General features: G+C 37.8%; 21 protein-coding genes and 1 tRNA gene. 16 read left to right on the top strand and 6 right to left on the bottom strand.

Annotated elements, in window-relative coordinates; all coding sequences use genetic code 11:
• Positions 1 to 153: 153 nt before the first annotated feature.
• Genes LVD47_RS15090 through LVD47_RS15080 form a run of 3 tightly spaced genes read right to left on the bottom strand, consistent with a single transcriptional unit; the run spans position 154 to position 4,097 of the window.
• A complete protein-coding gene (locus LVD47_RS15090; RefSeq protein ID WP_236978325.1) occupies positions 154 to 2,685 on the bottom strand; it encodes a TonB-dependent receptor in 2,532 nt (843 codons plus the stop codon).
• Entirely contained in the window at positions 2,675 to 3,355 is a 681-nt protein-coding gene (gene rpe / locus LVD47_RS15085; RefSeq protein WP_236978323.1) for a ribulose-phosphate 3-epimerase, read from the bottom strand. Before rpe ends, LVD47_RS15090 begins: the two co-directional genes overlap by 11 nt.
• Entirely contained in the window at positions 3,348 to 4,097 is a 750-nt protein-coding gene (locus LVD47_RS15080) for a 3'-5' exonuclease (RefSeq protein ID WP_236978316.1), read from the bottom strand. The genes rpe and LVD47_RS15080 overlap by 8 nt, the downstream gene beginning before the upstream one ends.
• A gap of 61 nt (positions 4,098 to 4,158) precedes the next feature.
• Here LVD47_RS15080 and LVD47_RS15075 point away from each other — a divergent pair, with 61 nt between their 5' ends.
• The 11 genes from LVD47_RS15075 to LVD47_RS15025 all read left to right on the top strand — a co-directional run bounded on the left by LVD47_RS15075 (position 4,159) and on the right by LVD47_RS15025 (position 14,418).
• Positions 4,159 to 5,136 (top strand): DUF8428 domain-containing protein, encoded by a 978-nt coding sequence (locus tag LVD47_RS15075; RefSeq protein ID WP_236978314.1) that lies wholly within the window; start codon positions 4,159 to 4,161, stop codon positions 5,134 to 5,136.
• 151 nt (positions 5,137 to 5,287) lie between these two features.
• Entirely contained in the window at positions 5,288 to 5,647 is a 360-nt protein-coding gene (locus LVD47_RS15070; protein ID WP_236978313.1) for an RDD family protein, read from the top strand.
• A 485-nt stretch (positions 5,648 to 6,132) separates the two neighbouring features.
• Positions 6,133 to 7,701 (top strand): signal peptidase I, encoded by a 1,569-nt coding sequence (lepB, locus tag LVD47_RS15065; protein ID WP_236978312.1) that lies wholly within the window; start codon positions 6,133 to 6,135, stop codon positions 7,699 to 7,701.
• Complete coding sequence (locus LVD47_RS15060) at positions 7,702 to 8,568, top strand: TolB-like translocation protein (protein WP_236978311.1); 867 nt, start codon at positions 7,702 to 7,704, stop codon at positions 8,566 to 8,568.
• A 17-nt stretch (positions 8,569 to 8,585) separates the two neighbouring features.
• A complete protein-coding gene (locus LVD47_RS15055) occupies positions 8,586 to 10,199 on the top strand; it encodes a S8 family serine peptidase (protein ID WP_236978309.1) in 1,614 nt (537 codons plus the stop codon).
• A gap of 94 nt (positions 10,200 to 10,293) precedes the next feature.
• Positions 10,294 to 10,367 (top strand) — tRNA-Arg (locus LVD47_RS15050).
• Positions 10,368 to 10,555: 188 nt separating this feature from the next.
• A complete protein-coding gene (gene rpmB, locus LVD47_RS15045; protein ID WP_236978307.1) occupies positions 10,556 to 10,804 on the top strand; it encodes a 50S ribosomal protein L28 in 249 nt (82 codons plus the stop codon).
• A 12-nt stretch (positions 10,805 to 10,816) separates the two neighbouring features.
• Positions 10,817 to 11,005 carry a 50S ribosomal protein L33 gene (gene rpmG / locus LVD47_RS15040; RefSeq protein ID WP_236978305.1) on the top strand — a complete coding sequence of 63 codons (189 nt, stop codon included), beginning with the start codon at positions 10,817 to 10,819 and terminating at the stop codon, positions 11,003 to 11,005.
• A gap of 7 nt (positions 11,006 to 11,012) precedes the next feature.
• A complete protein-coding gene (locus tag LVD47_RS15035; protein WP_236978303.1) occupies positions 11,013 to 11,189 on the top strand; it encodes a DUF4295 family protein in 177 nt (58 codons plus the stop codon).
• Between the two features lie 83 nt (positions 11,190 to 11,272).
• Positions 11,273 to 12,241 (top strand): signal recognition particle-docking protein FtsY, encoded by a 969-nt coding sequence (gene ftsY, locus LVD47_RS15030; protein ID WP_236978301.1) that lies wholly within the window; start codon positions 11,273 to 11,275, stop codon positions 12,239 to 12,241.
• Positions 12,242 to 12,429: 188 nt separating this feature from the next.
• Positions 12,430 to 14,418 (top strand): T9SS type A sorting domain-containing protein, encoded by a 1,989-nt coding sequence (locus LVD47_RS15025; protein ID WP_236978298.1) that lies wholly within the window; start codon positions 12,430 to 12,432, stop codon positions 14,416 to 14,418.
• 428 nt (positions 14,419 to 14,846) lie between these two features.
• On the opposite strand, the gene lepA is transcribed toward LVD47_RS15025, so the two are convergent.
• Positions 14,847 to 16,646 (bottom strand): translation elongation factor 4, encoded by a 1,800-nt coding sequence (gene lepA, locus LVD47_RS15020; protein ID WP_236978296.1) that lies wholly within the window; start codon positions 16,644 to 16,646, stop codon positions 14,847 to 14,849.
• A gap of 775 nt (positions 16,647 to 17,421) precedes the next feature.
• On the opposite strand from lepA, the gene LVD47_RS15015 reads away from it, so the two are divergent.
• A complete protein-coding gene (locus LVD47_RS15015; RefSeq protein ID WP_236978294.1) occupies positions 17,422 to 18,453 on the top strand; it encodes a threonine aldolase family protein in 1,032 nt (343 codons plus the stop codon).
• 197 nt (positions 18,454 to 18,650) lie between these two features.
• Here the strand turns inward: LVD47_RS15015 and LVD47_RS15010 are convergent, their stop codons facing one another.
• Entirely contained in the window at positions 18,651 to 21,293 is a 2,643-nt protein-coding gene (locus tag LVD47_RS15010; protein ID WP_236978290.1) for a valine--tRNA ligase, read from the bottom strand.
• A gap of 89 nt (positions 21,294 to 21,382) precedes the next feature.
• Between LVD47_RS15010 and LVD47_RS15005 the strand changes: the two genes are divergently transcribed.
• The 3 genes from LVD47_RS15005 to LVD47_RS14995 all read left to right on the top strand — a co-directional run bounded on the left by LVD47_RS15005 (position 21,383) and on the right by LVD47_RS14995 (position 24,216).
• Complete coding sequence (locus LVD47_RS15005) at positions 21,383 to 21,940, top strand: RNA polymerase sigma factor (protein WP_236978280.1); 558 nt, start codon at positions 21,383 to 21,385, stop codon at positions 21,938 to 21,940.
• Complete coding sequence (locus LVD47_RS15000) at positions 21,933 to 22,304, top strand: hypothetical protein (RefSeq protein WP_236978279.1); 372 nt, start codon at positions 21,933 to 21,935, stop codon at positions 22,302 to 22,304. The genes LVD47_RS15005 and LVD47_RS15000 overlap by 8 nt, the downstream gene beginning before the upstream one ends.
• A gap of 751 nt (positions 22,305 to 23,055) precedes the next feature.
• Positions 23,056 to 24,216: a sialidase family protein gene (locus LVD47_RS14995; protein ID WP_236978278.1), complete on the top strand. Its 1,161-nt coding sequence runs from the start codon at positions 23,056 to 23,058 to the stop codon at positions 24,214 to 24,216.
• Positions 24,217 to 24,344: 128 nt separating this feature from the next.
• On the opposite strand, the gene LVD47_RS14990 is transcribed toward LVD47_RS14995, so the two are convergent.
• Positions 24,345 to 24,974, bottom strand: coding sequence for a hypothetical protein (locus tag LVD47_RS14990; RefSeq protein WP_236978277.1), 630 nt, complete (start codon positions 24,972 to 24,974; stop codon positions 24,345 to 24,347).
• A gap of 264 nt (positions 24,975 to 25,238) precedes the next feature.
• Here LVD47_RS14990 and LVD47_RS14985 point away from each other — a divergent pair, with 264 nt between their 5' ends.
• Complete coding sequence (locus LVD47_RS14985) at positions 25,239 to 26,174, top strand: OmpA family protein (protein ID WP_236978276.1); 936 nt, start codon at positions 25,239 to 25,241, stop codon at positions 26,172 to 26,174.
• Positions 26,175 to 26,345: the final 171 nt, after the last annotated feature.

The following is a 26,345-nucleotide window of genomic DNA, read 5'->3' as shown; positions in this document are numbered from 1 at the left end:
AACTCACACAATCCGACACGGCGGACAATGAGCTTTTATCGCGCGCAAATATAAGTTTATTTTTTGAATATAAGTATATAATTTTACGTCGAAGACTATTGTCCGCCATACTTTACCACCTACCGGTTTTACCGACCTATCTCTTCTCCTGGACTAAAATTCCATCCTCAGTTTAAGATTTATCCTACGGGAAGTCAATCTGTTTTTAACCGGGTATTGGATATTATTGATAGCTTTTACCCAGGTTACGGAGGCATCGTTTTGGATTTGAAGTAAATTGAATACCTCAATACTGAGCCAGGCATTATTACAAAACCGAAAAGGGTTATGGGGCTTATCCCGGATCCAATCCCTATCCCATAATTGAGCTGAAAAACCAGCATCAACCCTGTAATAAGGTTTATACCTAAATGGATTTCTCAACTCAATATTTTCATTTGGTGTACCAAAGGGCAACCCAGTCCCAAAGTTCAAACTCAAATGAACTTTAAAATTTTCATTGCTTGGTAAGTAATCCTGAAAAAATACAGATGCACTCATAAACTGGTCTGTAGGCCTGGGTACATAATCCGCATCCACTATATTATTATCTCCTTCCTTCAGATCTTTATGGTCAATTCCTGCCCATTTTTCCAATGCTTTTAAGAAAGAAATGTTGATCCAGCTTTCAGCTCCCGGAACAAACTCACCGTTCAACCTAAAATCGATACCAGCAATATGGCCTGTGGCCAAATTTTCACCGAAATATCGAATTCTAACATTGTCCACATCATAAGGGATCAAGTCCCAAAGTCGTTTATAGTAAATTTCACTCATGAACTTCAAGTCCGCATCGAGTTTTTCCCAACGAAAATCAGTGGAATATCCCAGGACGAGATGAAATGATTTTTGAGAACTTATTTCGCTGTTAATCGTTCCGTCCAAATATCTCATTTCCCGATAAAAAGGAGGTTGGACATACATTCCTGCAGCCAATTTCAAAACTCTGTTAAAAGGAGTATGTAGCGGCTTGAATAATATTTGACCTCTGGGAGAAAGATTGAACTCATTATTAAATGACCAATAATTGGCGCGGAGCCCTCCTTCCAGTGTCAACAAATATTTACCGGGTTTCCTCAAATTGAAACTCTCCGTAATATATGCCTGAATTCGATTGGATTCAATATTATTCTTCGATTTATAAACATTGGCAAGCTCTACTGATTCGTCAAAGTAGGGCAAGGAATACCCTGCAGAGTCCAGACGCTCCCATTCATTCAAGCGGTCATTAATTTGCTCAAATTGCCCTTTTAACCCCCATTGTATAAAGTGGCTGGTACTTATCCCCTTATCATTGAAATTATTCTTTTCTATTCCTCCTTTCACCTCTAAATTAGCTACTTTCGACTGCAATAGGTTTCGGACATATTTATGTTGTATCCCCTCACCTACCAAAGCTACAGCTTCTCCCTGATTTTCGGCCCCCAGTGAAGTTTCGATTTGATTTAGTTGGTACGTACTGATAATATCAAAATTCTCAGATTCAGCAGATTGGTATGCAGACGCCAATATCTTGATAAAGAAGGGATCTTTCTTTCTTTCGGGTAAATAGGTAAAAGAAATCCCCCCCATTCCTGTCTCAAATATATCGCGCTCAGCTCCCTGGAAATCGGAGTCAAGACGTAAAGTATAATCTATAAGCCCAAATGCGGTGGATCGAGTAGTAGGTGTAAATTCATACAGTGCTCTGTTGTAATTCAAAAGCAAACCAGCCTGCCAACTTTCACTCAAGTCATAGGTAAGATAGGTCTGAATATCTGAAAACTGCGGTAAGTACTCCCCTTTTATATCCAGTGTATTTAATAAATAAGAAGTAGATTTATACCTGGCTCCTGCAATATACCGGAACTTGCGATAATTGGAACCTTTAATCGGTATAGCCCCTTCCATATGCCCGGTAGCCCCCAGCAAACTTAAATCCACACTATAAGCTGAAGAATCGGGTCTTTTGTATTTGATATCCAACACCGAAGATAGCTTGTCTCCATACCGAGCGGAAAAACCACCCGATGAAAAAGAAATGTCCCTTACCAAATCCGGATTGGGGAAAGATAGTCCTTCTTGTTGGCCACTGCGTATCAACTGCGGCCTATACACCTGAAAATCATTTACATAGACTAGATTTTCATCGTAATTACCTCCGCGCACATTATATTGCGAACTCAACTCGCCACCTGTTCCACTGCTGACTCCCATAGCTATATGGGGTAAAATGTTTTCCAGGTTCCCCGATATGGAAGGCAATAATTTAATTTCGGATATATCCTCTACTATCATACCGGGTTGATTGGAAATTGTACTTTGCACCACAACTTCCAAATCCGATATGGATGGTGACATTTCAATATCATACCTAAGGTGAATATCTTTTGGCTGCTTTTCGACTTCAATTTCCACATTCTTAAAACCCACTCGTTGTGCTATAACAATGGTGTCACGGTCAGACTGAAATTCAAACGAAAAACTTCCTTCAGCGTTTGTCCCAATAGCTTTGGTACTTCCCTTTAAAAAAATATATACATCAGATAGTCTCTCCCCGGTTGATGCATCAGAAATCGTACCATCGATAGTAACTGTGCCCTGGCCCATTCCCGGGAATATAACTGAAATTAAAAAAAGAGTAACCAGTAAAAATTTATACATCATATTTCGGCAGGTTCCCAATGGATTTTAACTTGTTTATTGTATCAGCAGGATTTTTTGACTTAAATACCGAGCTTCCGGCAACCAGGACATCGGCCCCAGCTTCCATGATCTTCTCAGCATTTTGAAGTCCGACCCCACCGTCTATTTCAATTAGTGCTTTAGAATTGCGATTCTGGATCATTTGACGGGTTTGCCTGATTTTATTCAATGTTTCGAATATAAATTTTTGTCCTCCGAATCCCGGGTTCACGGACATAATCAGGACCAGGTCAAGTTCTTCAATTACATGTTCCAGAATACCAACAGGGGTATGGGGATTGATAGCTACTCCTGCATGACATCCCAGGGCTTTTATTTGCTGGATATTCCTGTGTAAATGGCTACAGGTTTCGGCATGAACAGTAATATTTTGCGCACCGGCCTTTGCAAATTCCTCCACATACTTTTCTGGTTCTACAATCATCAAATGTACATCAAGAGTTTTTCGGCATACTCTTGATGCCGCCTCTACAACCATCATCCCAAAGGATATATTGGGCACGAAGCGACCGTCCATTATATCAAGATGGAGCCAGTCCGCATGGCTACTGTTAATAAATTCAATCTCTTCTTCTAATCTTAAAAAATCTGCCGCAAGCAATGAAGGGGCAACGATCGGATTTTTAATCATAATTCTTATTTGTCACATTAATAACTTCAAAATCGGTAGATAAATTGAGAAGACGAAGATAAATTTTTACGGTGGTCAATACATCCTTTTCGCAATATTTTACAATTTCATCTAATCGGTTAGAATAAAAATAATCACGTACTTCGCTTCCATCCATCGTATCTTTTGGTGAAGGAATTCCCAAAACTGCAGATAACAAATCCATAGAAGTAAAATGTTTATAATCTCCGAACTTCCAAAGATCCATTGTATCTATTAAATGATTGAGTTCCCAGGGCTTCTTACCAGACAAATTCAAAATATCCGGTAATCTAATTGAATTAATCAATAATCGCCTGCATAAATACGGAATATCAAATTCCCTGATATTATGACCACAATAACGATGGATTTGGGGATTATTAAAATGTTCCTCAATTAAGGGTACAAAACGATGCAATAGTTTTTTTTCTTCTCCAGCTAATGATTTCACCTTTAGGGACAATTGTCCTTTCTCTTCCAAAAAGTACCCCATACTTATACAAACAATTTTACCAAATTCCGAATAAATAGCGGCTTTGGAATTATAAAGCACTGCCATTTCATCTGTATTAAGCCCCTTATTTACACTGATAATCCGTGCTTTTTTCAGCCATAATTCCTTGAACCGGGGATCAAGTGCATCAAAATCTTCCTCTTTTGGAACCGTTTCAATGTCAATAAATAATATATTCAATAATTTTGATAGAATTGATCTTTGCATTTTTATTCGATATTTAAAATTTTCGAAGATAGATTTGCGTTAACTGTTAAAATCTAATAGTATGTCATCAGAAAATACTTCAAAAAACATTGCTACATTTAGTGTAATAGCTTTAATCTTATTGGGAATAGCAGGTTATTTATTTTACCAAAATACACAATTAAGAAAAGAGATCGCACAAAATGATGCTGAATATCTTCAGCTTGAAGAAGTTAATTCTCAATTAGATTCTGAATACCAGGTAGCCCAAAAAGAACTCAACGCACTTAAGGGAGATAATGAGGAATTGAATAAACTTATAGATCAACACCTCATGGAAATAGAAAACCAAAAAAATCAAATTGCTTCGATGGTCGGTGTGAACAGGGATTTTGAAGCTGCAAAAAATGAAATATCCGAACTTAAAGCTACAGTTGAACAATACCTGGAAGAAATCAACCAGCTAAAAGAGGAAAACCAACAATTAACAGAAGAGAATATTGCTCTTAGAACAGAAAAAGCCGAATTATCCGATCAGGTATATGAAACACAAAATGAAAATCAAGAACTTTTATCAGAGCGTTCTGCCCTTAGTTCCGAAAAAGAATTGCTGACGGAAGAAAATACAAATCTTTCAAAAAAGGTAGACAAAGCAACCATGATCCCTATATCAAATATTGATGTAAAAGGGTATATGACAAAAGAAAATGGCAGAGAAGTTCGAAGAAGAAGAGCTGGCAATGTAGAAAAACTGAATGTTTGCTTCGAAACAGAAGTCAATCAACTGGCTGAAGAAGGGGAAGAAATGTATTATGTAAGAATAATTAGTCCAAGTGGTGAAACTATTGCAGTCGAAAATGCGGGTTCTGGAGTTCTTACTTTAACGGATACTGAAAACCAGCTCCAGTATAGTACTGTTCAAAAAGCGGGTTACGAATACAAAGAAAGTGAAATTTGTCTTGAATGGGGTCCCAATATACCATTTCCGGAAGGGACTTACATTGTAGAGATCTACAATAAAGGTTATTTAGCGGGATCATCTACCTTTAAGCTCAGATAATCCCGAGTACGTTAACGAAAATATTGATGTGGAGTTATACCATCTTGTATTCATTCGCAAGGTTCCATTGCTTATAAAATTCTTATAATTTCAAGTTTAATAGGATATATTTTTTGTAACTTGTTTCCATTAGTTACAATGAATATCAACCATGTATGCATCTATTGGAAAAAGGTTAATAGCCTTTATACTGGATATTTTAATTCTGGCTGTTATCGGAGGGCCTTTGGCCCTGTTTCTGGGAGGTAAAGAATCGTTCTGGTATCAATGTGCTATATTTTTGGGCTACTTTTCCTATTTTGAATCATCAAGCATGCAGGGGAGTTTTGGTAAATACATTATGAAGATCCAGATCGAAAATACCAATGGCGGTCCAATTTCATTTCTGAAAGCAATTATCAGAAATACAATAAAATGTATTCCATTAGAATTTATCATTGCTTTGTTCAGTTCCAAAAACAGAACTTTACACGATTATATAGCGGGTACCATAGTGACGGATAAACCTTAAAGCTCTTCATAAACAAAAACCTACAAAACCTTCATTCGGTTTTTAATTCAATTGAAAAAATGCCGTAATTAGGCACGGTCCAACGCGTACCTGATTGACATCAATAAATCATCTGAGTTTCCTAGACAAACGATGACAAAGTTTAAGCCCGGAAGAACCTTCCAAATCATTACAAAAATCCAAATTCTTTTGTTTCAGCTATGTAATTATTGATATCCATACCTCATTAGATGCCATCAATTTTAAGGATAATCGCAAATTCAAATCTTGATTAACCATTTAATCGAAAACAATTATCACTTTCATAACATCCCCCTACCCCACCCGTTGTTTTGAATGTCCACTATAGAATATCCTTGGTTTAGTAAGTATAGCTAACTTCTGCATTATGCCGATAATCCGAAGTACTACATAGAAAATTTGACTTAGTCCACGATCATTATTTAGTTTTTTAATTACATTTGGAACCTAAATAACATTTAACCGTGGGTATATTAATTTTTGTAATTGTTTCATACATATTGTTAAGCTTATCGCTTCGAAAGCTTTTTGAAAAAGCGGGAAAAGATCCACAAAAAGCCTTGATCCCGGGGGTAAATTTTGGAATTTGGGCCGAAATAATCGGCCGATCCAAAAATCACGCCTGGTTGTTACTGATCCCTATCGTCAATATTTTCATTTATGCCGGAATGACGATAGACATGGTCCGTTCTTTTGGCAAATCAAGCTTTTGGGATGCTGCGTTATCAGTTGTGTATGCCCCCTTATCATTTTACCTTCTAGGAAAAAGCGGACTCAATTACAACGGTCCGGTAGTTACCCAGGAAAGGGAATACAATCAAAAAATAAGGGAAGCAAAGGAATCAGGAGATAATCTCAAAGTACAGCGATTAACCTCTAAAAATCCTTTCCAAAAATCTCCAACCAGAGAATGGGTAGATTCATTAATATTTGCAGTTTTTGCGGCTGCTTTTATTCGAATGTTCCTTATAGAAGCATATATTATTCCGACTTCATCAATGGAAGGATCACTGAAAGTCGGGGACTTTTTATTTGTATCTAAGGTAAATTATGGTATACGTACCCCTATGACGATAGCTATGGTTCCCCTTCTTCATAACAGGATAGGATTTCTTAACGCCGAATCATACCTGGAAAATCCCAGCCTTCCGTATTTTCGATTACCTAAATTGGAAAAAATTGATCGCTATGATAATGTAGTATTTAACTATCCCGAAGGAGATTCAGTTGTATTAACACCCAACAGAACATTTAGCGTTTATGATTTGAGAAGAAGGGGTATGCTAAACCAGGTTCCGGAGAATGAAATCATAACACGTCCTATGGACAAAATGGACCATTACATCAAGAGGGCTATAGGACTTCCCGGTGAAGATCTGGAAATAAAAGAAGGAACGGTATACATTGACGGAACCGCTATCGAAAATCCCGAAATGACTCAATTTGCCTACAAAATAAGTTCTTCTCAAGGTCCGGTCAATACCAATACTTTAGATAGAATCGGAGTAGACATAAATGATCATGCCCAGGCCAACCAGGGCTATTACAATTTAAGTCAAAATGAGGTTGAGGAAATTAAAACCCTTGGAAATGATATAACGGTAGAATATATCAAACCTTCCCACCATGAAAATTATCTCTACCCACATGACGAACAACATTACCCTGGATGGACATTTGATGACTTTGGTCCTATTCACATTCCTCAGGCGGGGGAGACCATCGAATTAACACCGCAAAATTTAGCTGTATATGAGCGGGTAATACAAGTGTATGAAGACAATGAGCTTATAGTGAAAAATGACGGAATTTATATAAACGGACAAATAGCTAATGAATATACTTTCAAGTACAATTATTACTGGATGATGGGAGATAATCGTCATAATTCCGAGGATTCCAGGGTGTGGGGATATGTCCCGGAAACCCACATTGTAGGAAAACCTCTTTTTATTTGGATGTCATTAAAAAATAGTAATTTAAGCGATGGGATACGCTGGTCTCGAATATTTCAATCAGCTAATAAAAAATAAATGAATACTTCGATATATTGGATTTTTTCTTTTCTGTTTTGTTCATTGATATGCCACGGACAAGACCCTTCTGAAGCATATTATATTAGTACTTCAAGCACTGGTGGAAAGTATAACATTGATAACATCGAACTTATTTCATCCTTCAATAAGGGAGGCTATAATAATCAACCTTTTTATGTCGGATCAGAGCTTTATCTTGCTTGTTCCCGAGGAAGTTTCATTCGAAACAATACTGATTTAGTAAAGTTGGATCTACAAAAGAGGCAATTAAAATACCTTACTAATACCGGAGAGCAAGAGTTTTCACCAAGTGTATTCAATGGTAAAATATTTTTTGTAAAGCTGGATAAAAAAAACCAACATCAGGAACTTTGGAGCCTTGAAAGAGGCCAAATAAAACGGGTTATCCAGTATTCAAATATAGCATACTATCAAATAATAGATCAAGAGAATATTGCCTTGGTTTTGTTGGAAGACAACCAGTTAAATCTTTATCTATACAACACTTTGAATGAATCTAAAAAGCTCATTTCCCGGGATGTGGGACGCTCCATTCATCTTCAAGATTCCGATCACCTGATGTTTGTTCACAAATACAGTAATGAATATTGGCATTTAAAAAAATATAGTATTCGATCAGGAAGAGTGGCTATAGTACAAAAAACAATTCAGGAATCTGAAGACTTTTGCATTGGAGACAATGACATAATTTGGATGGGAAAAGGATCAAAAATCTTTTCACTTAACCTGAACACACCTACTCCAGAATGGCAAATGGCTATGGATTTAGAAAAATTTAACCTAACAAATATTAAAAGATTAGCCACGAACAATAATAACCAATTTGTGGTCATTAATCAATAAGTTATAAAATTATTGGTGTGAAGGTACAGTATTTGCTTTCTCTATTTCTATTTTTAATCTTTTCTGTTGATAATGTTTCTGCCAAATCGCAATGGGAAGGTTATATTATTACGCTGAAATCGGAATTTAATTCATCTCAGTTAAAAGAATATTTTTCAGACCAGGGCTATCCGGTCGATATCAAATTATTGGCCAAAAGTATAAATGCTTTTAAAATCCATTCTACCATACATACACGACGACCTATAAATTTCGAAACGTTGATTGAGGATTGTCCTATGATAGAACTTTGGCAAAAGAACTATATCTTCCATTTCCGGGATAATGTCCCGAATGATCCCAGAAATGACGAATTATGGTACCTGGAAAAGATCAAAATGTTTCAAGCCTGGGATCAGACCACTGGATCTGTTTTGACTTCATATCATCAACCGGTAATCGGCATTTTGGAACCGGGATTGGATATTTCGCAAACAGATTTTGAAGATATCTTTTATACAAACCCCGGGGAAATTCCTAATAATTCAATTGATGATGATCAAAACGGCTATATTGATGATGTCATGGGATGGAATTTCAATGACGAGAATGGGATTCACCCTATCGACCCCAGTAGTCACGGAGATGGTGTAATTGGGGTCGCTGCTGCGCGCGGCAACAATGGAATAGGAATTACAGGAATCAACTGGCAAGCAAAAGTATTGCCTGTTTCACTGACCAATCGCGCCACCAATGCCATCACTATTGAAGCCTATGAGTATTTCTATCAAATGAGAAAACGTTACAATGAAACTGATGGAGAAGAAGGAGCTTTTATTGTTACGACAAATAGTTCCTTCGGGGAAGACGGACTTTTTGAATCTGACGTTCCCGTATATTGTGAAATGTTCAATAAAATGGGTTCCGTAGGAATTTTAAGTGTAGGAGCCACTACCAATAATGAAACGAATGTAGATAACTTTGGAGATATTCCAAGTGATTGTTCTTCGGAACAATTAATTATCGTTACATCTATTGATAATATGGATGATATACAGGGTGGTTTCGGATCGATCAATGTCGATATAGCCGCCCCTGGAGCTGACATACTTACAATGGCATCCAATGGAAATTTTATTATGGATTCGGGAACTTCATTTGCTACTCCCCAGGTTGCTGGTCTAATTAGTCTGGCATATACATTGCCACTTGACAGCTTACAATCGGCCATTACCCGTTCCCCCAATTTTCTTTTAAATGCCGTCAAAAGCTGTATTCTTGAAACTGCTGTTTCTGCATCTGATTTGGGCCAACGTACACTCTCCGGTGGATATCTAAATGCAAATGCCTGCCTTAAATGTGTATCCGAACAATTCCAACCGGCTAATACATCCTCTCCCCTCAAGGGACTCAACGTGTATCCGAATGCCGCCACGAATGAAATCAATTTTGAATTTTCCACTATTGATTTCAGTGCTAACGTCCATTTCAGCATTATTGACTACCTCGGAAAAATTATTGCAGAAGGGGATATAGATCCCAGCCTTGGGAATACTGAAAAACTCAATATTTCGCAATTAACCGCTGGCGCTTATGTTATACTTCTGGAGCAGAATGGCCATAAAACCCATTTGAAATTTATCAAGATATAATATATTGTAAGGCAAGTATTTCTATAAAAGCTTTTAATATTCATAATTTTTATTATTTTTGCATCCAATTTTGTACATTGGATACATAACACCGGGCTTCGTAGCTTAACTGGATAGAGCACCTGACTACGAATCAGGAGGTTGCAGGTTCGAATCCTGCCGAGGTCACAAAATGAAAAAACGTGGTATGTTTATATTCTCAAAAGTGAGAATCACCAAAGATACTATATAAGGTATAAACTTGAGTTTGTATCGTCAGTTTGATTTAAAAAGCTACAAAAAATAGCTTAGTTTAAAATTCCGGAATACATGTTCTCCGGGTACATTGTATAAATTATAGATAAAAATTAAATGTTATGTCAAAGGTATGTGAGCTAACCGGAAAAAGACCAATGGTCGGTCATAGCGTGTCTCACTCAAATGTGAAGACAAAAAGAAGATTTTTACCCAATTTGAAGAAGAAGAAATTTTATATACCGGAATTGGATAAATCAGTAACTTTGAAAGTCAGTACAAAAGCAATGCGTACAATCGATAAATTAGGGATTTATGCCTATTTGAAAAAGTTGCAAAAAAAAGGAAAAGATATTCCGGTTAAACTATAAATTTTACTAGTAATGGCAAAGAAATCAAAAGGTAATAGAATTCAGGTTATATTAGAATGTACTGAACATAAAGATTCCGGAAAACCCGGAACATCCAGATATGTTACTCAAAAGAACAGGAAAAACACCCCTGAAAGGTTGGAATTAAAGAAATATAATCCTATTTTGAGAAAGTATACTGTTCATAGAGAAATAAAATAAGTGAATTATGGCAAAGAAAGTATCAAAAAACGCAAGGGTTGCTCAAAGGGCTGCAAATGCAGGTTCAGGTAGAGACCATGTAAAAGTTATAAAAAGTATAAAAGATCCTGTAACAGGGAAATATTCTTTTAAAGAAATGATTGTTCATAAGGACAAGTCCAAAGAATTTTTCGCCAATAAATAAGCGAAAAAAAAAATGGAGTACATTGAAAGGCTTTTCTAATCGGAAAGCCTTTTTTTATATTGAAATTGTAAATCATCAGGTGTATGAGTTTTTTTAAAAAGTTCTTTACAAAGGAAAAGGAAGAAGACCTTGATAAAGGTCTTGAAAAAACCAAAACAAATATATTTTCCAAAATCACAAAAGCAGTAGCCGGGAAAAGTACGGTAGACGAAGAATTCCTCGATGAACTTGAGGAAATTTTAGTCTCGGCAGATGTGGGATTGGATACAACAATTAAGATCATCGACCGCCTGGAAGAAAGGGTATCCCGGGATAAATATATTAACACATCAGAGCTCAATTCCATCCTTAAGGATGAAATTATACAACTCCTGGCTGAAAACAATACCATAGACCTGGAAGACTATAAAATCACATCCGGTGAGAAGCCTCATGTAGTACTCGTTGTTGGTGTTAATGGCGTTGGTAAAACGACTACCATTGGTAAACTAGCCCACCAATATAAAAAGGAAGGCTACAGCCTTGTATTGGGTGCAGGTGATACTTTCAGGGCTGCAGCTGTAGAGCAATTAGAAATTTGGTCTGAAAGGGTGGGTTGCGATTTCTACTCAAAAGGTATGAATGCAGACCCAGCAGCTGTCGCATATGAAACTGTAAAACATGCTGTCGATAATAAACTGGACATTGCCATCGTGGACACGGCTGGAAGACTACACACGAAAATCAACTTGATGCGTGAACTTTCGAAAATTAAAAAATCTGTTGGTAAAGCGCTTGATGGGGCACCGCATGAAGTATTGCTCGTATTAGATGCCTCAACCGGACAAAATGCCTTCGAACAATGTTCTAAGTTTTCTGAAGCCACAGAAGTTTCTGCATTAGCAATGACCAAATTGGATGGCACAGCAAAAGGGGGCGTGGTACTAGGTATTTCAGACCAATTCAAGATACCCATCCGCTATATTGGTGTTGGGGAGGGTATCGAACATCTGCAAATTTTCAATAAAAGAGCTTTTGTCGATTCCTTATTTGGACAAAATCTGGTCCCATAAATTATTCTTACATAATCCCCCTTCACCGAATAGCTTTGTTTACGAATAAAAGAGGGAATTGAACAGCAAATCACAACGGCTATTTACTTTGTCAAATTCACTGTAAAAGATATATGCCAAAAAGATATTTTGTTGATATTCAGTCTTTTTATTATCTTTTCATTTGATTTCTCATTAAAATGGGAATTATGAAAAGATGGATATACATACTTCCTTTGTTATGTTTTGGGTATTTTTCCAATGCCCAGGTTGAATATATATTGGATACACTGGCTGCCCCTACATGTAAAGGTGCAGCTAACGGGGCCATCATATTCCAGGAAATTAATATTCCGGGTCAAATCGACCGTTATGAATGGAATACGGGTGCGAATAGCCAGGATCTTGTATATATTTCAGGGGGAAGTTATTTTCTCACCATTTATAATACCGAAGGAGAATCCTTTATAACGGATACTTTTAATATCTCCGAACCCGATAGCCTGGTTATAAACGATTTCGTCAGTAGCCCTACAACAAATACATTAAACAATGGATTTATTGATTTTTCAATAAATGGAGGTACCGCCCCCTTTAATGTTAAAATTTCCAGGTTTGAAGATACCATGAATGTATCTTTTGATTCCATCTACACCCTAACCGATATAGACACCGGAATAATTTACATTCAAACAACAGACATTAACGGCTGTACGACAGAAAAAACGTACAATTTACGAGCAAGACCTTGTCAATTGCTTGTGACACATGAATTAATGCCCACAGAATGTCAATCAAGTAATAACGGTTCAATCCGGCTTTTCCCGGACAGGGAAGTATTGCCATTGGAAATTAATTGGTCAAATGGAGAAAATAACAACCTTGAAATTGACCAACTATCAGAAGGATCCTACTCGGTAATTATTTCAGACAGAAGAAATTGTACGGTAACGGATTCATTTTATATTTATACAGAAGACGTACACCCGCCTGAAAATGTTATTCTGAGGAAAAACCTTCGTCTTATACTCAACCAACAAGGGATGGCAGCCCTTGATCCCCAAAATGTTTTTATTCGGGGAAATGACCGGTGCAATGATGAAATAAACTTTGACATGTCACAATCCATTTTCACCTGTGATGATATTGGGGATAATGAGGTCGCTTTTAGCGTAAAAGATGGAGTGGGAAACGCTAATATTCAAACCATAAATGTAGAAATTATAGACACCAGTGACCTGAAATTTATATACCAGGATACCGTAATGACATCTATTTGCAATGGAAAAGCTACGTATGAACAACCTTATTTATCCGGAATTTGTCAAACAACAAGAAATGTTCGCCTGATAGGAAACGGAAGTGGTAATATTGAAGAACCGGGAACCTATCTAGACCGGTATTTTTACATTCCCTCCCCCGGAGATACAATGTGGGCGGAAGTAACCGTAATTGTGCAAGATTCTGATGTCAGGGCTTTTTTAAATACCGAACCCCCACAATGTAATAACGGTACTGAAGGCTATATATCTGTTGCCTTACGGAATTCGACCCAACCCATTACCTACGAATGGTCAAATGGAAGTACAGAAGATTATATATACGGGATCAATAGCGACCAAACGTATTCGGTACTTATAACAGAAGGAAGCGGCTGTGTTTTTGAATTATCTGCCACAGTATCAGGACCTGACAGTCTCATTACGACACTTGATGAAGTTTTTGAGCACGATGGGAGAATTGATATAGCAATAGATATCAATGGTGGAACTCCTCCATATTCGTATTCCTGGATGGAGAATAATATCGAAATATCTTCTACAAAAAATCTCACAAACGTCGAAGACAATAAAGTTTATTCATTAATAGTAAGGGACAACAATGGTTGTATAAGCAATACTCTGGTCATTGACCGGACAATAACCTCCGGTAATTTAGACCGGGAACTCAGTAATAATATCCTAATTTTCCCCAATCCTGGTGACCATAGAGGGAATATTAATATTCAAATTAAAGACCTTTCGGAAAAAATAACTAAGATTGAAATATTCGATACCAACTTATCCGTAATTAAAACCATACACACTATTTCACCTCTAATGTCGATTCCCATTCCATCCACCTCGAAAGGACTACTATTGATAAGGCTTATAACCGAAAATGGTAATTATACGACCAAAAAATATGTTCAGTTTTGAAACTTTTATAACTATGTCATTTTAGCAATATACACAGAACAGCAATGGTTTTTCAAACCCGCCCGGATTTATGTGACCGGCGAGGACGGGGCATTAAAGTTGCCATGATTATCAGTTCTTTATAAAATGTGGAAGACCAAAAGTATAAATTGAAAATAGTTAAAGGAAAAAATATAACATTTCCCATTCCATCAAATGGACTCAGGTGTTGGTCCGGAAATGCCCCGCTGAAACGGAACGACTACTGTGCTAATATTCTGGCAGTAGGGATAATGAATTAATTCGATCGGAAAACTACTTCCCGGATTTAGGGAGTCAATAAAATATCTTTTCCAGAATAAGCCCTACGGACGAAAACGGTTAATGTAATGGTAGAATTCCCGTATTTATCTTAGGTTTACCTTTGGAAAATAAAGAATTCTACCCCGTTAATCCTGCAATTTCAAAACCTCTAAAAATGCTTTTTGAGGTACTTCTACATTGCCTATTTGGCGCATTTTCTTTTTCCCTTTCTTCTGTTTTTCCAGAAGCTTTCGCTTCCGGGATATGTCTCCACCATAACATTTTGCAGTTACATCTTTGCGCAGTGCTGAAATAGTCTCCCGGGCAATAATCTTAGCTCCAATCGAAGCCTGTATAGCAATCATGAATTGTTGTCTCGGCAATAACTCTTTTAACTTCTTACAGATCTTCCGGCCTATATACTCAGCCTTATCACGATGCACCAAAGCAGAAAGCGCATCGACTACATCGCCGTTAAGACGAATATCCATTTTCACAAGATCAGAAGCCCTGTAATTCAAAGGGGTGTAATCAAAAGATGCGTAGCCTCTGGAAATCGACTTCAATCGATCATAGAAGTCAAATACAATTTCAGCCAACGGTAGCTCGTATGTCATTTCTACCCGTTCCTGGGTAAGATATACCTGCTTGACCAATTGCCCCCTTTTGTCGAGACACAAATTCATAATACCACCAATATAATCAGGTTTTGTAATAATTTGTGCCTGTATATAGGGTTCCTCGACCCTATCCAGACTATTGGGATCCGGAAGGTCATTGGGGGTATTGATAATGATTCTCTCGTCGGGATCACTGGACATATAAGCATAGTACGAAACATTCGGCACAGTGGTAATTACCTCCTGGTCAAATTCACGCGAGAGACGTTCCTGGATAATTTCCAGGTGCAACATTCCCAAAAACCCACACCTAAATCCAAAACCCAATGCAGCTGAAGACTCAGGCTCAAAAACCAGACTGGCATCATTTAGCTGGAGCTTTTCCAAACTATCGCGAAGATCTTCAAAATCATCATTATCAATGGGGAATATTCCCGCAAATACCATGGGCTTTACGTCTTCAAATCCACGTATTGCCAAATCCGAAGGATTCTCAATGTGGGTAAGCGTATCCCCAACTTTTACCTCTTTAGAAACCTTTATACCTGTAATTATATACCCAACGTTACCCGCCTGGAGTTCCTTCTTAGGCACCATATCCAATTGTAATACGCCAATTTCATCCGCTTCATATTCATTATCGGCATGTACGAATCGTACATCGTCCCCTGTTTTCAATGTTCCGTTATAAATGCGGAAATAAGCAATGACTCCCCGAAACGGGTTAAAAACCGAGTCAAAAATCAATGCCTGTAGTGGTGCTTTTGGATCGCCTGCAGGTGCAGGTATACGGTCAACAATTGCCGCGAGTATATTCTCCACTCCCAATCCTGTTTTGCCACTAGCCAACACGATTTCATCTCGATTACACCCCAGTAATTCAACCACTTCATCACTGACCTCCTCCACCATAGCAGAATCCATATCAACTTTATTAAGTACTGGAATAATTTCCAGATCGTGTTCCAAGGCCAGATAAAGGTTGGAAATAGTCTGTGCCTGTATCCCTTGCGAAGCATCAATTAGGAGCAGTGCCCCCTCACAGGCTGCAATCGATCGGGAAACTTCATAGGAAAAATCAACATGTCCGGGGGTATCAATTAAATTAAAAGTATAGGTATCCCCATCTGTATGTTTGTAATACATCTGTATAGCATGACTTTTTATGGTAATCCCCCTCTCCCTTTCCAGGTCCATGCTATCAAGGGCCTGGTCCTTCATTTTCCTCTCATTGATAGTATTTGTATACTCCAATAAACGATCGGATAAAGTACTTTTCCCATGATCAATATGCGCAATTACACAAAAGTTCCTAATTTTTTCCATAGCCCACAAATATAATTGTTATTCCCCATATTGTACATACAAATTCTAGTTATCCCGGATATGGAAGACGTAGTAAATCAACCCAGCCCATCGAATACCTGAAGATTAAGATAACTAGTATGATCTACGGATCAGGTCCATTTTTTAAACGTCTATCTTTTTATCCGGTTTATTCCAGGAACACATCTAAGAAAATTATATACCTTCCCATGCAGGTTGTACTTACCATTGACTCTTTACCAATAATGCAAAAAATATAAATCATATCGACTAATTCTACTCCTATAAGCACCTATACCTCACCCGAAAATTATAATAGCTAAAAAAAGTGTGCGTAGATAGGGAAAAGGAAGAATATCTCACATCCTGTAATTATCCTAAAGGTGAATTGAGTGAGATGTTTACAGAAATTGAACAGGTTACCAAGGTTTACGTTCTCCTCAGACAATATCGACAGCTTTTTCGGGAACATATAAAGGGAAGTAATTGTCCTATTCACAACCAGCAAAGTCAAGTCAATCCATACGTTATTGGTACATAAAATATGATTACGCAGCGTTGACACTGGTATGAAAAACCTTGAAAACCCATATGAGACTTGCAAGGAGTGGGTAAGTTTGTATAATAAGTACTGCTGGAAATCTAATCAAAACCTGTATATGTGTACTTTCTGGAAATCTCTTTCCAATCTTTACCCCATACACTATAGGAGCAATTCCGTATATTTTCTTGAACTTTTCTTTACATTTGATCAGATAAAAGCACTATAATTTTAATGGGGAAAAATGTAACCATAGACCTTAGATCTGACACCGTTACCAAGCCTACGCAAAAGATGCTCAATGCAATGCTAAAAGCCCGGGTCGGTGATGATGTATTCCGGGAAGATCCTACAGTCAATCAATTGGAAGAGAAAATAGCAAACCTGTTTGGAATGGAAGCCTCATTATTTTGCCCTTCTGGAACTATGGCTAACCAATTAGCGATAAAGCTACATACCTCCCCATTAGATGAGATGATATGCGCCTCCAATGCCCATGTACTCAATTATGAAAGTGCCGGATACAGTTTTTTATCCGGTATTTCATACAAGGGTATTGATTCATCCAATGGTAAAATAAATCCAATTCAAATTGAAGAATCAATTAGGCAAAATCTTGACTGGCTTCCGGAAAGTAAACTTGTGACTATCGAGAACACAACCAATATGGGGGGCGGAACCTACTATACACTTTCAGAAGCATCCGCTATATCAGCATTATGTCGAGCTAAAGGTTTAAAATTCCATATTGATGGTGCGAGAATCTTCAATGCACTAGTAGAAACCGGAGAGTCGCCTTCAGAATGGGGTAAGATAGCGGATACCATATCAGTATGTTTATCCAAGGGGTTGGGTGCCCCTGTCGGCTCCCTTTTGCTGGGTACATCGACAATAATACAAAAAGCAAGAAAAATACGTAAAGTTTTGGGTGGAGGTATGAGACAAGTTGGATTCCTTGCGGCAGCAGGAATTTACGCTTTGGATAATAATATAAAAAGATTGGAAATTGACCACAAACATATACTGGAAATAGCAAATACGCTTAGACATTGTAGTCTCGTAAAGGAGATAAAACCTCCTGCTACCAATATCCTCGTGTTTAAAATAGCAGGGATGCCTTCAGCAAGATTTGTAAAGGAATTAGAACAGGTAGATATTTTTTGTCTGGCTATAGACAGTGAGTGGATACGTATTGTCACTCATCTGGGGATTACTAAAGAAATGATCCACACGGTAAAAAATAAAATAGCCACGATACTCTCGTGACTATTTTATTATTAATTATAAACAAGCGTAAAGCTTTGTAAAATCGGTTTTGTTTACTTTATTGGGACCATTTTCTCATTTAATCTAAATATACAGCATAATTTCATAAATACCAAAAATACCACTAAAAAAATGGTCAAATAAAAACAGGCTATATTTATATTTTGATTTTATTTAATACGTTATGAATCCATACATCATCCCAGTCTTTCCAGGCTTTCTTGAAGCATTGCCACTCGTGAAAGTCCGTCATTTAATTTTTTCCTTTCTTTTTCTACCACTGCTTCAGGCGCATTATTTACAAAACGTTCATTCTTCAATTTTCCCTCTATTTTCTTTACAAACCCCTTAGCATATTCTAGATCGGCTAGCAATTTCTCCCGTTCCTCTTCGAGATTGATATTGGGTAACAAAACAAAAGCCTTGAGCGTTTGAGCCACAATATTTCCATGGGGAACTGTCGGGGCTTCCGATACCAACTCAATATCTTTGACATACCCCATCTTCCTTAACAAATTCTTCAACCCATGGGAATTAACCATCATGGCAGCCGATTCGCTTTTCATAAACTGCAGGGTAAGAAGTTCTTTTTGTTTTATCTGATTTTTGTTTCTTACATCCCTTATACTGGTAACCAATATTTTCAGTAATGCAAACCCCTCGGAAAGGCTATTGTCGGATTCCTTTCTTTGCGGCCATTTAGCTATTATAATATGATCATCTTCTTCTCTTCCCCGTATATTCTGATAAATTTCTTCCGTAATAAAAGGCATAAAAGGATGTAAAACAATCATTAGGTTTTCCAGCAATTGATTTATTAGTTTATAACTTTCCAGATCGATGGGATCCCCATATGCCGGCTTGACCATTTCCAGTAACCATGAACAGAATTCATTCCAAATAAAGTTATACAATTTCATGGCGATATCCGACAATCGGTACTGTCTAAAATCTGCATCCAACTCATCCAATAATTCATAGAATTGACCTTCAAACCACCGGATAGCCAGAAGCCTCATTTCGACGTCTTCAGGCCTAACTGAGGAATCATCTATCTTCCAGCCCTTCACAAGTCTAAGGGCATTCCACATTTTGTTTGAAAAATTCCGGCCTTGTTCACAAAGTTTTTCATCAAATAACAAATCCCCTCCGGCCGGAGAAGATGATAATAGGCCAAACCGGACACCGTCAGCCCCAAATTGATCAATTAATTCCAGTGCATCCGGAGAATTTCCCAGTGACTTACTCATCTTCCGACGCTGCTTATCCCTTACCATTCCAGTGAAATAAACCTCCTTAAAAGGCCTTTCTCCTTTCCATTCATAACCAGCCATTATCATTCTTGCCACCCAAAGGAAAATAATATCCCAACCGGTAACCAGGGATGCTGTGGGATAGTAATAATTTACTTCTTCGCTACTGCGCATACCATTGAAAACAGAAAATGGCCACAACCAGCTTGAGAACCAGGTATCCAATACATCCTCATCCTGCTTTAAGTCCGATGCAACGATCTCATTGTTATCCAATTTTTTCTTCGCCAACTCCAACGCCTCTTCCCGGGTAGCAGCCACAAAAACTTCATCCCGGTAATAATATGCCGGAATTCTATGTCCCCACCACAATTGCCTTGATATACACCAATCCCTGATATTCTCCATCCAATGGCGATAGGTATTTTTCATGTTTTCAGGAAAAAAACGAACGCTATCTTCCATAACGGCATCCAGAGCCGGTCCAGCCAGTTTTTCCATTTTCACGTACCACTGTTTGGACAATCGAGGTTCAACAATAGAGTTTGTTCGCTCTGAACGCCCGACATTATTTGTGTACTCTTCTACCTTTTCTAATTGCCCTGCCTCTTCGAGATCGATAACAATTTTTTTTCTGGTTTCAAAACGGTCCTTACCTACATATTGGGCACCATTTTTATTAATCGTAGCATCTTCATTCAATATATTAATGACTTCAAGGTCATGCCGCAAACCGATCTCGTAATCATTCATATCATGGGCAGGTGTAATTTTAAGTGCTCCCGTACCAAAATCTTTCTCTACATATTCATCAAAAACAATTGGAACTGACCTGTTTACAATAGGAACCCGTACCCTTTTTCCTTTGAAACGGGTAAATCTTTCATCACCTGGGTGGACGGCAATAGCCGTATCTGCAAGAATGGTTTCAGGTCTTGTAGTCGCTATGGTAATATATTCATCCGTATCTTCCACCTTATATTTTACATAATATAATTTTGACCGTTCCTCACTATACAATACCTCTTCATTGGACAATACAGTCTTCGCCTCTGAATCCCAGTTCACCATTCTTAATCCCCTGTACAATTTACCCCGGTTATACAGGTCTACAAATGCATTAATTACCTGATCAGAACGCACTTCATCCATCGTAAAAGCGGTCCTCGACCAATCACAAGACGCCCCCAGTTTCTGCAGTTGATTCAATATAATACCCCCGTACTTATCAGTCCACTCCCATGCATATTTCATAAATTCCTCCCGGGACAAACTTCCTTTGGTCATCCCTTTCTCACGCAACCATTTTACAACTTTAGCTTCTGTAGCTATCGAAGCATGGTCAGTTCCAGGAACCCAACAGGCATTCTTACCGTCGAGTCTAGCCTTGCGGATTAAAATATCCTGTATACTATTATTGAGCATATGCCCCATATGCAACACACCTGTAACATTAGGCGGGGGAATAACCATAGCATAAGGCTCCCTGTCATCCGGTACAGACTTGAAATAGTCCTTCTCCATCCATATCTTATACCATTTTTTTTCGATACTTCCTGCTTCGTAGCGCGCGGCCAATTCTGTCATTTTTCTGATATTATTTAGAAAACAAATATTTTAAATTTTACGGATATTTATACAACAATTCAACCATTTTTCTCATCTATATTACTGCAATGGACGAACTAAAGGTCATAAAAGGTCTAAAAAAAGGTAAACGAAAATTCCAAAAGGAAGTTTACAACCAATATGCACCTGTATTCATGGCCATAGGTATAAGGTATTTAAAAAGCAAACACGAAGCTGAAGATACTGTGGCAGAGGCATTCTTTAAAATTTTCACTAAAATCAAAACGTATAAGAACAATGGAAGTTTTGAAGGGTGGATGAAAAGAATTATGATAAATGAATGTCTTATGGTTTTGCGAAAAAAACAGCGAAGTTTTTTACATATTCCACTGGACAATGTAGAAATTGAAATACCTTCTGACGCCGTCAGCCAATTGGGGGAAGATGAACTATTGGAAATGATCGCAGAACTGCCGGAAGGGTACCGGACTATTTTCAACCTTTATGTAGTGGAAGGGTACAAACACAGGGAAATAGCAGATATGCTGGATATAAGTATACATACTTCAAAATCTCAGCTTCTGATGGCAAAAAGGAAATTACAAGAAGAATTAAAAAAAAACAGGATCCGTTCCTTAAATAATAAATTGATACAAAATGGATAATTTAAGAGATAAATTAAATAATGCGCGTGTGGCTCCTGACCCAAAGGTTTGGCAAAAAGTTGAACATAATTTGTCGATTGAACAATTTCACAAAAAAAATCACAGGACACGCCGATGGATCGGAATAGCAGCAGGCATATTTTTACTTTTTGCTTGTTGGACTTTAGCGGAAATATATGATAAAAATAGTTATCACCTCGAAAATCTCAATATTGATCATTCGTTAGCTGCTTATGATGAATTCCCATCCGGGAACCTGAATAAGAATATCGATAAGTATGAAGTTCAAACTTCCGGCAAGTTACTTCCTAACTACAAACTTCTATCCGAAAAACCACTTGTAGCTAATACGGTAGTTCAATGAAGAAACCTCTCATAGGAAAGTGATCGAATGTTCTTATTTATTAGCCTTTAGTTGATTACTTGTCCCTTATCTATTTGAAGTTCTTTTAGTAGAATTATTTTAATCTATACCTTCAATTATCAATATATTTTGACCACAAGGGCTTTCGTACTATAGCTTAAAATACCTATTGTTTCTAAACCCGTAGACCTATAAGAATAATCTTGCTATGTCAATTCTTCCACCATTGAATCTGCCCCCAGGAGTAAGGTGATATCCCATTAGACAATGAAACAGGTCTTCCCTCTCCTTTTTCCTGAGTTAATAATATTAGCAACATCGTTCAACAAACTCAATTTTCAACTGACTTACAGATACTTATAAAAACACCCCCCCTCAACATTGATCATTTTTCAATAATAAAACGCCTAAAAACTGCTCCTGGTAATCTTTTGATGAACATGGACCCGGCAAATATCCAAAGAAAATCACTGTATTGACCCAATAAAATACCACATCTTTTTCCTATTTTGGGTGTATTAATTGTACTGTTTTTATCTGTAACTACATATACAAAAGGAGTAAATACCTCTTTTTTACTCTTTAAGAGAATTTCCAGGGATACTATGAGTCATATTACGATTTATCCCCGAAAATAGGGAAAGAATGACAGGAGAGTAAGGTGTATTAGATCTACGCCTCTATAGCGGCGGTTCATTGGAAACGGGAGAATAGTCATATTTCAAATAATAGGATGATAAAATGGATTTAAATGAAAATTTCTACTAGCTTTTTATTATATTTTTTAGTTCTATTGGGGAATACTTGTTACAGTCAAATTTCATTTTGGTCAGGAGACACCCTGGATTTTATAGAGCCGCCCCTATTTCCCCAGGAAAATATCAAACACGTAAAAGTGCGGTGGGCTGAATTGCCATCTACATTTTTAATTGGATGTGCTATTGGGGAACATAAGGGTATATTATATGCTTCCTGGGCTACAGGGCCAGAAGGGGTTAAAGAAAATGGACCGCTGGAACATGTGAAGGTAAAACGTTCATTAGATCAGGGCAAGACGTGGCAGGATGAACAAGTATTGGCACCTGTGGTGGATGGTATGTATAATCATAGTCACGGTTCTTTTTGGTCCATACAAGATACTCTTAATTTTTTCACAGCAAGTTTTACGGGACATACAAGTGGGATCTATGATGGAGTTCGGATTTTTTTAACAGATCTTTTTACAGAACGATTCTATTTTGAAGAAACAACACAGACCTGGGTTTCGAAAGGAAAAGTAATTGATAACTTTTTTCCGATGGATGAACCCCGACTATTACCGAATGGAAATTACATTATGTCGGGCTTAAATAAGGACCTAAAGGCAGTTGTTGCCATTAGTTCAAAAGATCGACCTGATCATTGGAAAACGGTTTCATTGCCGCAAAAATTTGTAAAAGGGTACCCCGAACCCACTACTTTTGTTTTTGAAAATAAGGTAATTTTATTCATTCGAAACTATGAACACCCAGAAGACAAGGACTATTTTTGTTACGCTATCAGTGAGGATTATGGAGAGACCTGGAGCCCCATTCAAATATCCGATTTTCCGGCTACCAGAGCCAAACCTTATGGGGGATTTTTGTCTACCGGGCGACCATATTTAGTGAGTAATTTGAATGGACGGAAATGGATCTGTTTAAGCATCGGAGCCAAAGGAACCAACCAGTTTTCTACTATTTTCCGTCTAAGACCGGGGGGCCCTCCAAACCCATCTTATTTTAACGGAGGAGGAGATTATACCAATCAGCAATGGGCCTATCCTTATGTCATTGAATACCAAGATCATCTGTTTATAATTTATCATTCAAATAAATTGGATGCCGAATTAACTATTATCCCTTTATCAGAAATAGAAAAAATAGTGAAATAGAACGGCCCTTTACACATAGTTTCCGGACCTCGGCTATAGCCTTTATTGGCAGTAATGTTTAAAAATAGCATAGGCTTCGGAGTAACCTCTTTGATCTAGCTAAATATCTCCATTTTTTTACACACCCGCTAATTGGCTAATTCTTTAAAATCCATGGGTTTCCACTGCACTCTTCGTATCCTTCTAGGTGCATATTGCTTCTCCAACCATTCTTGTATAAAAGACCTAAAGTCATCACAAACTGTGAACCAATCGTCAAATGAATTACATCGGTCCAGTCTCAATGAAACATTTTCAGGTATCAAAATATGTGATGTCAATTGACCGTCATTATTGATTTCTAATTGCCCCAGTGAAGAGACTGGGACAACATCTCCCCGATCCACAGACTTACCCATTAAATAGAAGGGTAACGAACCACCAATGTTTTCCCGCCTATAAATCAACTTTCCCTGATGCAGAGGCCCTGGTAGGAATTTGCGATCCAAAACAGATGGGATATCATACCATGTATGATCTGAAAAACTATACGCCTGGAAATCATAGCTCCCCGCCGGATTTTCTACTAAAAACAAATAACTGGAAGAATCAGAAAAAAGGGTATCACTAAGTCCATTGAACGAAACGCTATCTTGGAGTGTTACCGATATACTATTCCCGGGCCCCGCTTCATCGGCACTTTGTTTACAAGATGTTAACCCCAAGGTCAGGAATATCAATAGAATTTTAAATTCGTTTGAATAATGTGCAATAACCATTTATAAATAAGTTGCCTTAAAATCAAAATAATGATATAAATATTAAATACTCAAAATAAAATATAAGACAGATTTATCTTACATACAATGAAGTAAGGTTATAATGAATGTTAAACAGCAATAGTATCCTTGCCTCCATAGAGCTACTAAAGTAGCTAAAAACCATTTAATTCTAAAGAATAGGAGAAAATACAGATAATTTTTCAACGGAACCTACTGCCAAACTTTTTAAATTTTATATTTGCAATTCAAATCATTGTGCTAATGTTGAGAACTTTTTTTGTTGTGTTGGTTTTAGGAGGGGTAATGTTTTCTTGTGTTTCTTCGAGTAAATATGAAGAACTGGATAAACGATATCGGTCCACTGACCGTAGGTTGACCCAGCTCCAAAAGACCAATGAATATAACGAACAGGTCATCGCAGACCTCCGGCAAAAAGCGGACTTGCTGGAGACACTCCGCGAAGAACTGGGTTCTACCAAACAAAAATTAGCAGCACTGGAAGGTAGCCACCAACAATTACAAAAGTCATATGACAACGCTCTGGAAGAAAAAGACAAACTCATCACTACGTATTCCGAAGACATGGCCGCTTTCAGCCGCGAATTGGCAGAAAAAGAACAAAACCTCAATATTCAAAGGCGCACTCTAGATAGTCTGATGCGGGATATCGAACTAAGGGAGCGAAAACTTGCGCAATTACGCGAAGAATCTTCCGCACAACAGGCCCAAATGGCCAACCTCCGTCAGACAATTACAGAAGCCCTGAGAAGCTTCTCAGAGGCGGATCTGACAGTACGTGAGGAAGAAGGGAAGATATATGTGACCCTCAGCCAGCAATTACTATTTGCCAAGGGAAGTAATGTAATTGACAACCAGGGAAGAAAAGCCCTTATCCAGCTGGCCGGGGCCCTGCGTGATCAAAGGGATATCAATATCAATGTGGAAGGACATACGGACTCGGATGGGACACCTTTTCGCAATTGGCAACTCAGTGTTGAGCGTGCTACTGCCGTGGTGCAAATACTCACAGCAAATGGTCTGAACCCTGAGAGAATTACAGCATCAGGTCGGGCCTTTTACGCCCCGGTTGCACCCAATGATACTGAAGAGAATAAAATGTTAAACCGCCGCACCGAAATTATCCTTGAGCCCAATTTGGAAATACTTTATGAACTTTTTGAAGGAAAAGGAAGTTGAAGTGTATAGAAAAAAGGTATGCAGGTACTTTAACGAAAAGGCTTCGATCCTCTGTATTTTCTTTTTTTTCAGAACCCTTCGTCGCACTGGTATTTGGATTTGATTGAAGTATCCAAAGGGAAATAGATATACCCCCTTTCTTTTCAACTGCTTCCAATAAAAAATATTAAA

The sequence above is a fragment of the Membranihabitans maritimus genome (assembly GCF_021729145.1).
Classification (GTDB): domain Bacteria; phylum Bacteroidota; class Bacteroidia; order Chitinophagales; family Saprospiraceae; genus Membranihabitans; species Membranihabitans maritimus.
The sequence above is the reverse complement of the archived record's forward strand: the minus strand, read 5'-3'. Positions and strand labels throughout refer to the sequence as shown.

What these genes read in the sequence shown, in the direction of transcription:
- LVD47_RS15080 (WP_236978316.1), bottom strand. Translation starts at nt 4,097, where the DNA reads ATGCAAAGATCAATTCTATCAAAATTATTGAATATATTATTTATTGAC.
- LVD47_RS14990 (WP_236978277.1), bottom strand. Translation starts at nt 24,974, where the DNA reads ATGGTTATTGCACATTATTCAAACGAATTTAAAATTCTATTGATATTC.
- rpe (WP_236978323.1), bottom strand. Translation starts at nt 3,355, where the DNA reads ATGATTAAAAATCCGATCGTTGCCCCTTCATTGCTTGCGGCAGATTTT.
- LVD47_RS15090 (WP_236978325.1), bottom strand. Translation starts at nt 2,685, where the DNA reads ATGATGTATAAATTTTTACTGGTTACTCTTTTTTTAATTTCAGTTATA.
- LVD47_RS15015 (WP_236978294.1), top strand. Translation starts at nt 17,422, where the DNA reads ATGGGGAAAAATGTAACCATAGACCTTAGATCTGACACCGTTACCAAG.
- LVD47_RS15070 (WP_236978313.1), top strand. Translation starts at nt 5,288, where the DNA reads ATGTATGCATCTATTGGAAAAAGGTTAATAGCCTTTATACTGGATATT.
- LVD47_RS15025 (WP_236978298.1), top strand. Translation starts at nt 12,430, where the DNA reads ATGAAAAGATGGATATACATACTTCCTTTGTTATGTTTTGGGTATTTT.
- LVD47_RS14985 (WP_236978276.1), top strand. Translation starts at nt 25,239, where the DNA reads ATGTTGAGAACTTTTTTTGTTGTGTTGGTTTTAGGAGGGGTAATGTTT.
- rpmG (WP_236978305.1), top strand. Translation starts at nt 10,817, where the DNA reads ATGGCAAAGAAATCAAAAGGTAATAGAATTCAGGTTATATTAGAATGT.
- LVD47_RS15005 (WP_236978280.1), top strand. Translation starts at nt 21,383, where the DNA reads ATGGACGAACTAAAGGTCATAAAAGGTCTAAAAAAAGGTAAACGAAAA.
- LVD47_RS15035 (WP_236978303.1), top strand. Translation starts at nt 11,013, where the DNA reads ATGGCAAAGAAAGTATCAAAAAACGCAAGGGTTGCTCAAAGGGCTGCA.
- LVD47_RS15000 (WP_236978279.1), top strand. Translation starts at nt 21,933, where the DNA reads ATGGATAATTTAAGAGATAAATTAAATAATGCGCGTGTGGCTCCTGAC.
- ftsY (WP_236978301.1), top strand. Translation starts at nt 11,273, where the DNA reads ATGAGTTTTTTTAAAAAGTTCTTTACAAAGGAAAAGGAAGAAGACCTT.
- lepA (WP_236978296.1), bottom strand. Translation starts at nt 16,646, where the DNA reads ATGGAAAAAATTAGGAACTTTTGTGTAATTGCGCATATTGATCATGGG.
- LVD47_RS15060 (WP_236978311.1), top strand. Translation starts at nt 7,702, where the DNA reads ATGAATACTTCGATATATTGGATTTTTTCTTTTCTGTTTTGTTCATTG.
- rpmB (WP_236978307.1), top strand. Translation starts at nt 10,556, where the DNA reads ATGTCAAAGGTATGTGAGCTAACCGGAAAAAGACCAATGGTCGGTCAT.
- LVD47_RS15075 (WP_236978314.1), top strand. Translation starts at nt 4,159, where the DNA reads ATGTCATCAGAAAATACTTCAAAAAACATTGCTACATTTAGTGTAATA.
- LVD47_RS15010 (WP_236978290.1), bottom strand. Translation starts at nt 21,293, where the DNA reads ATGACAGAATTGGCCGCGCGCTACGAAGCAGGAAGTATCGAAAAAAAA.
- LVD47_RS14995 (WP_236978278.1), top strand. Translation starts at nt 23,056, where the DNA reads ATGAAAATTTCTACTAGCTTTTTATTATATTTTTTAGTTCTATTGGGG.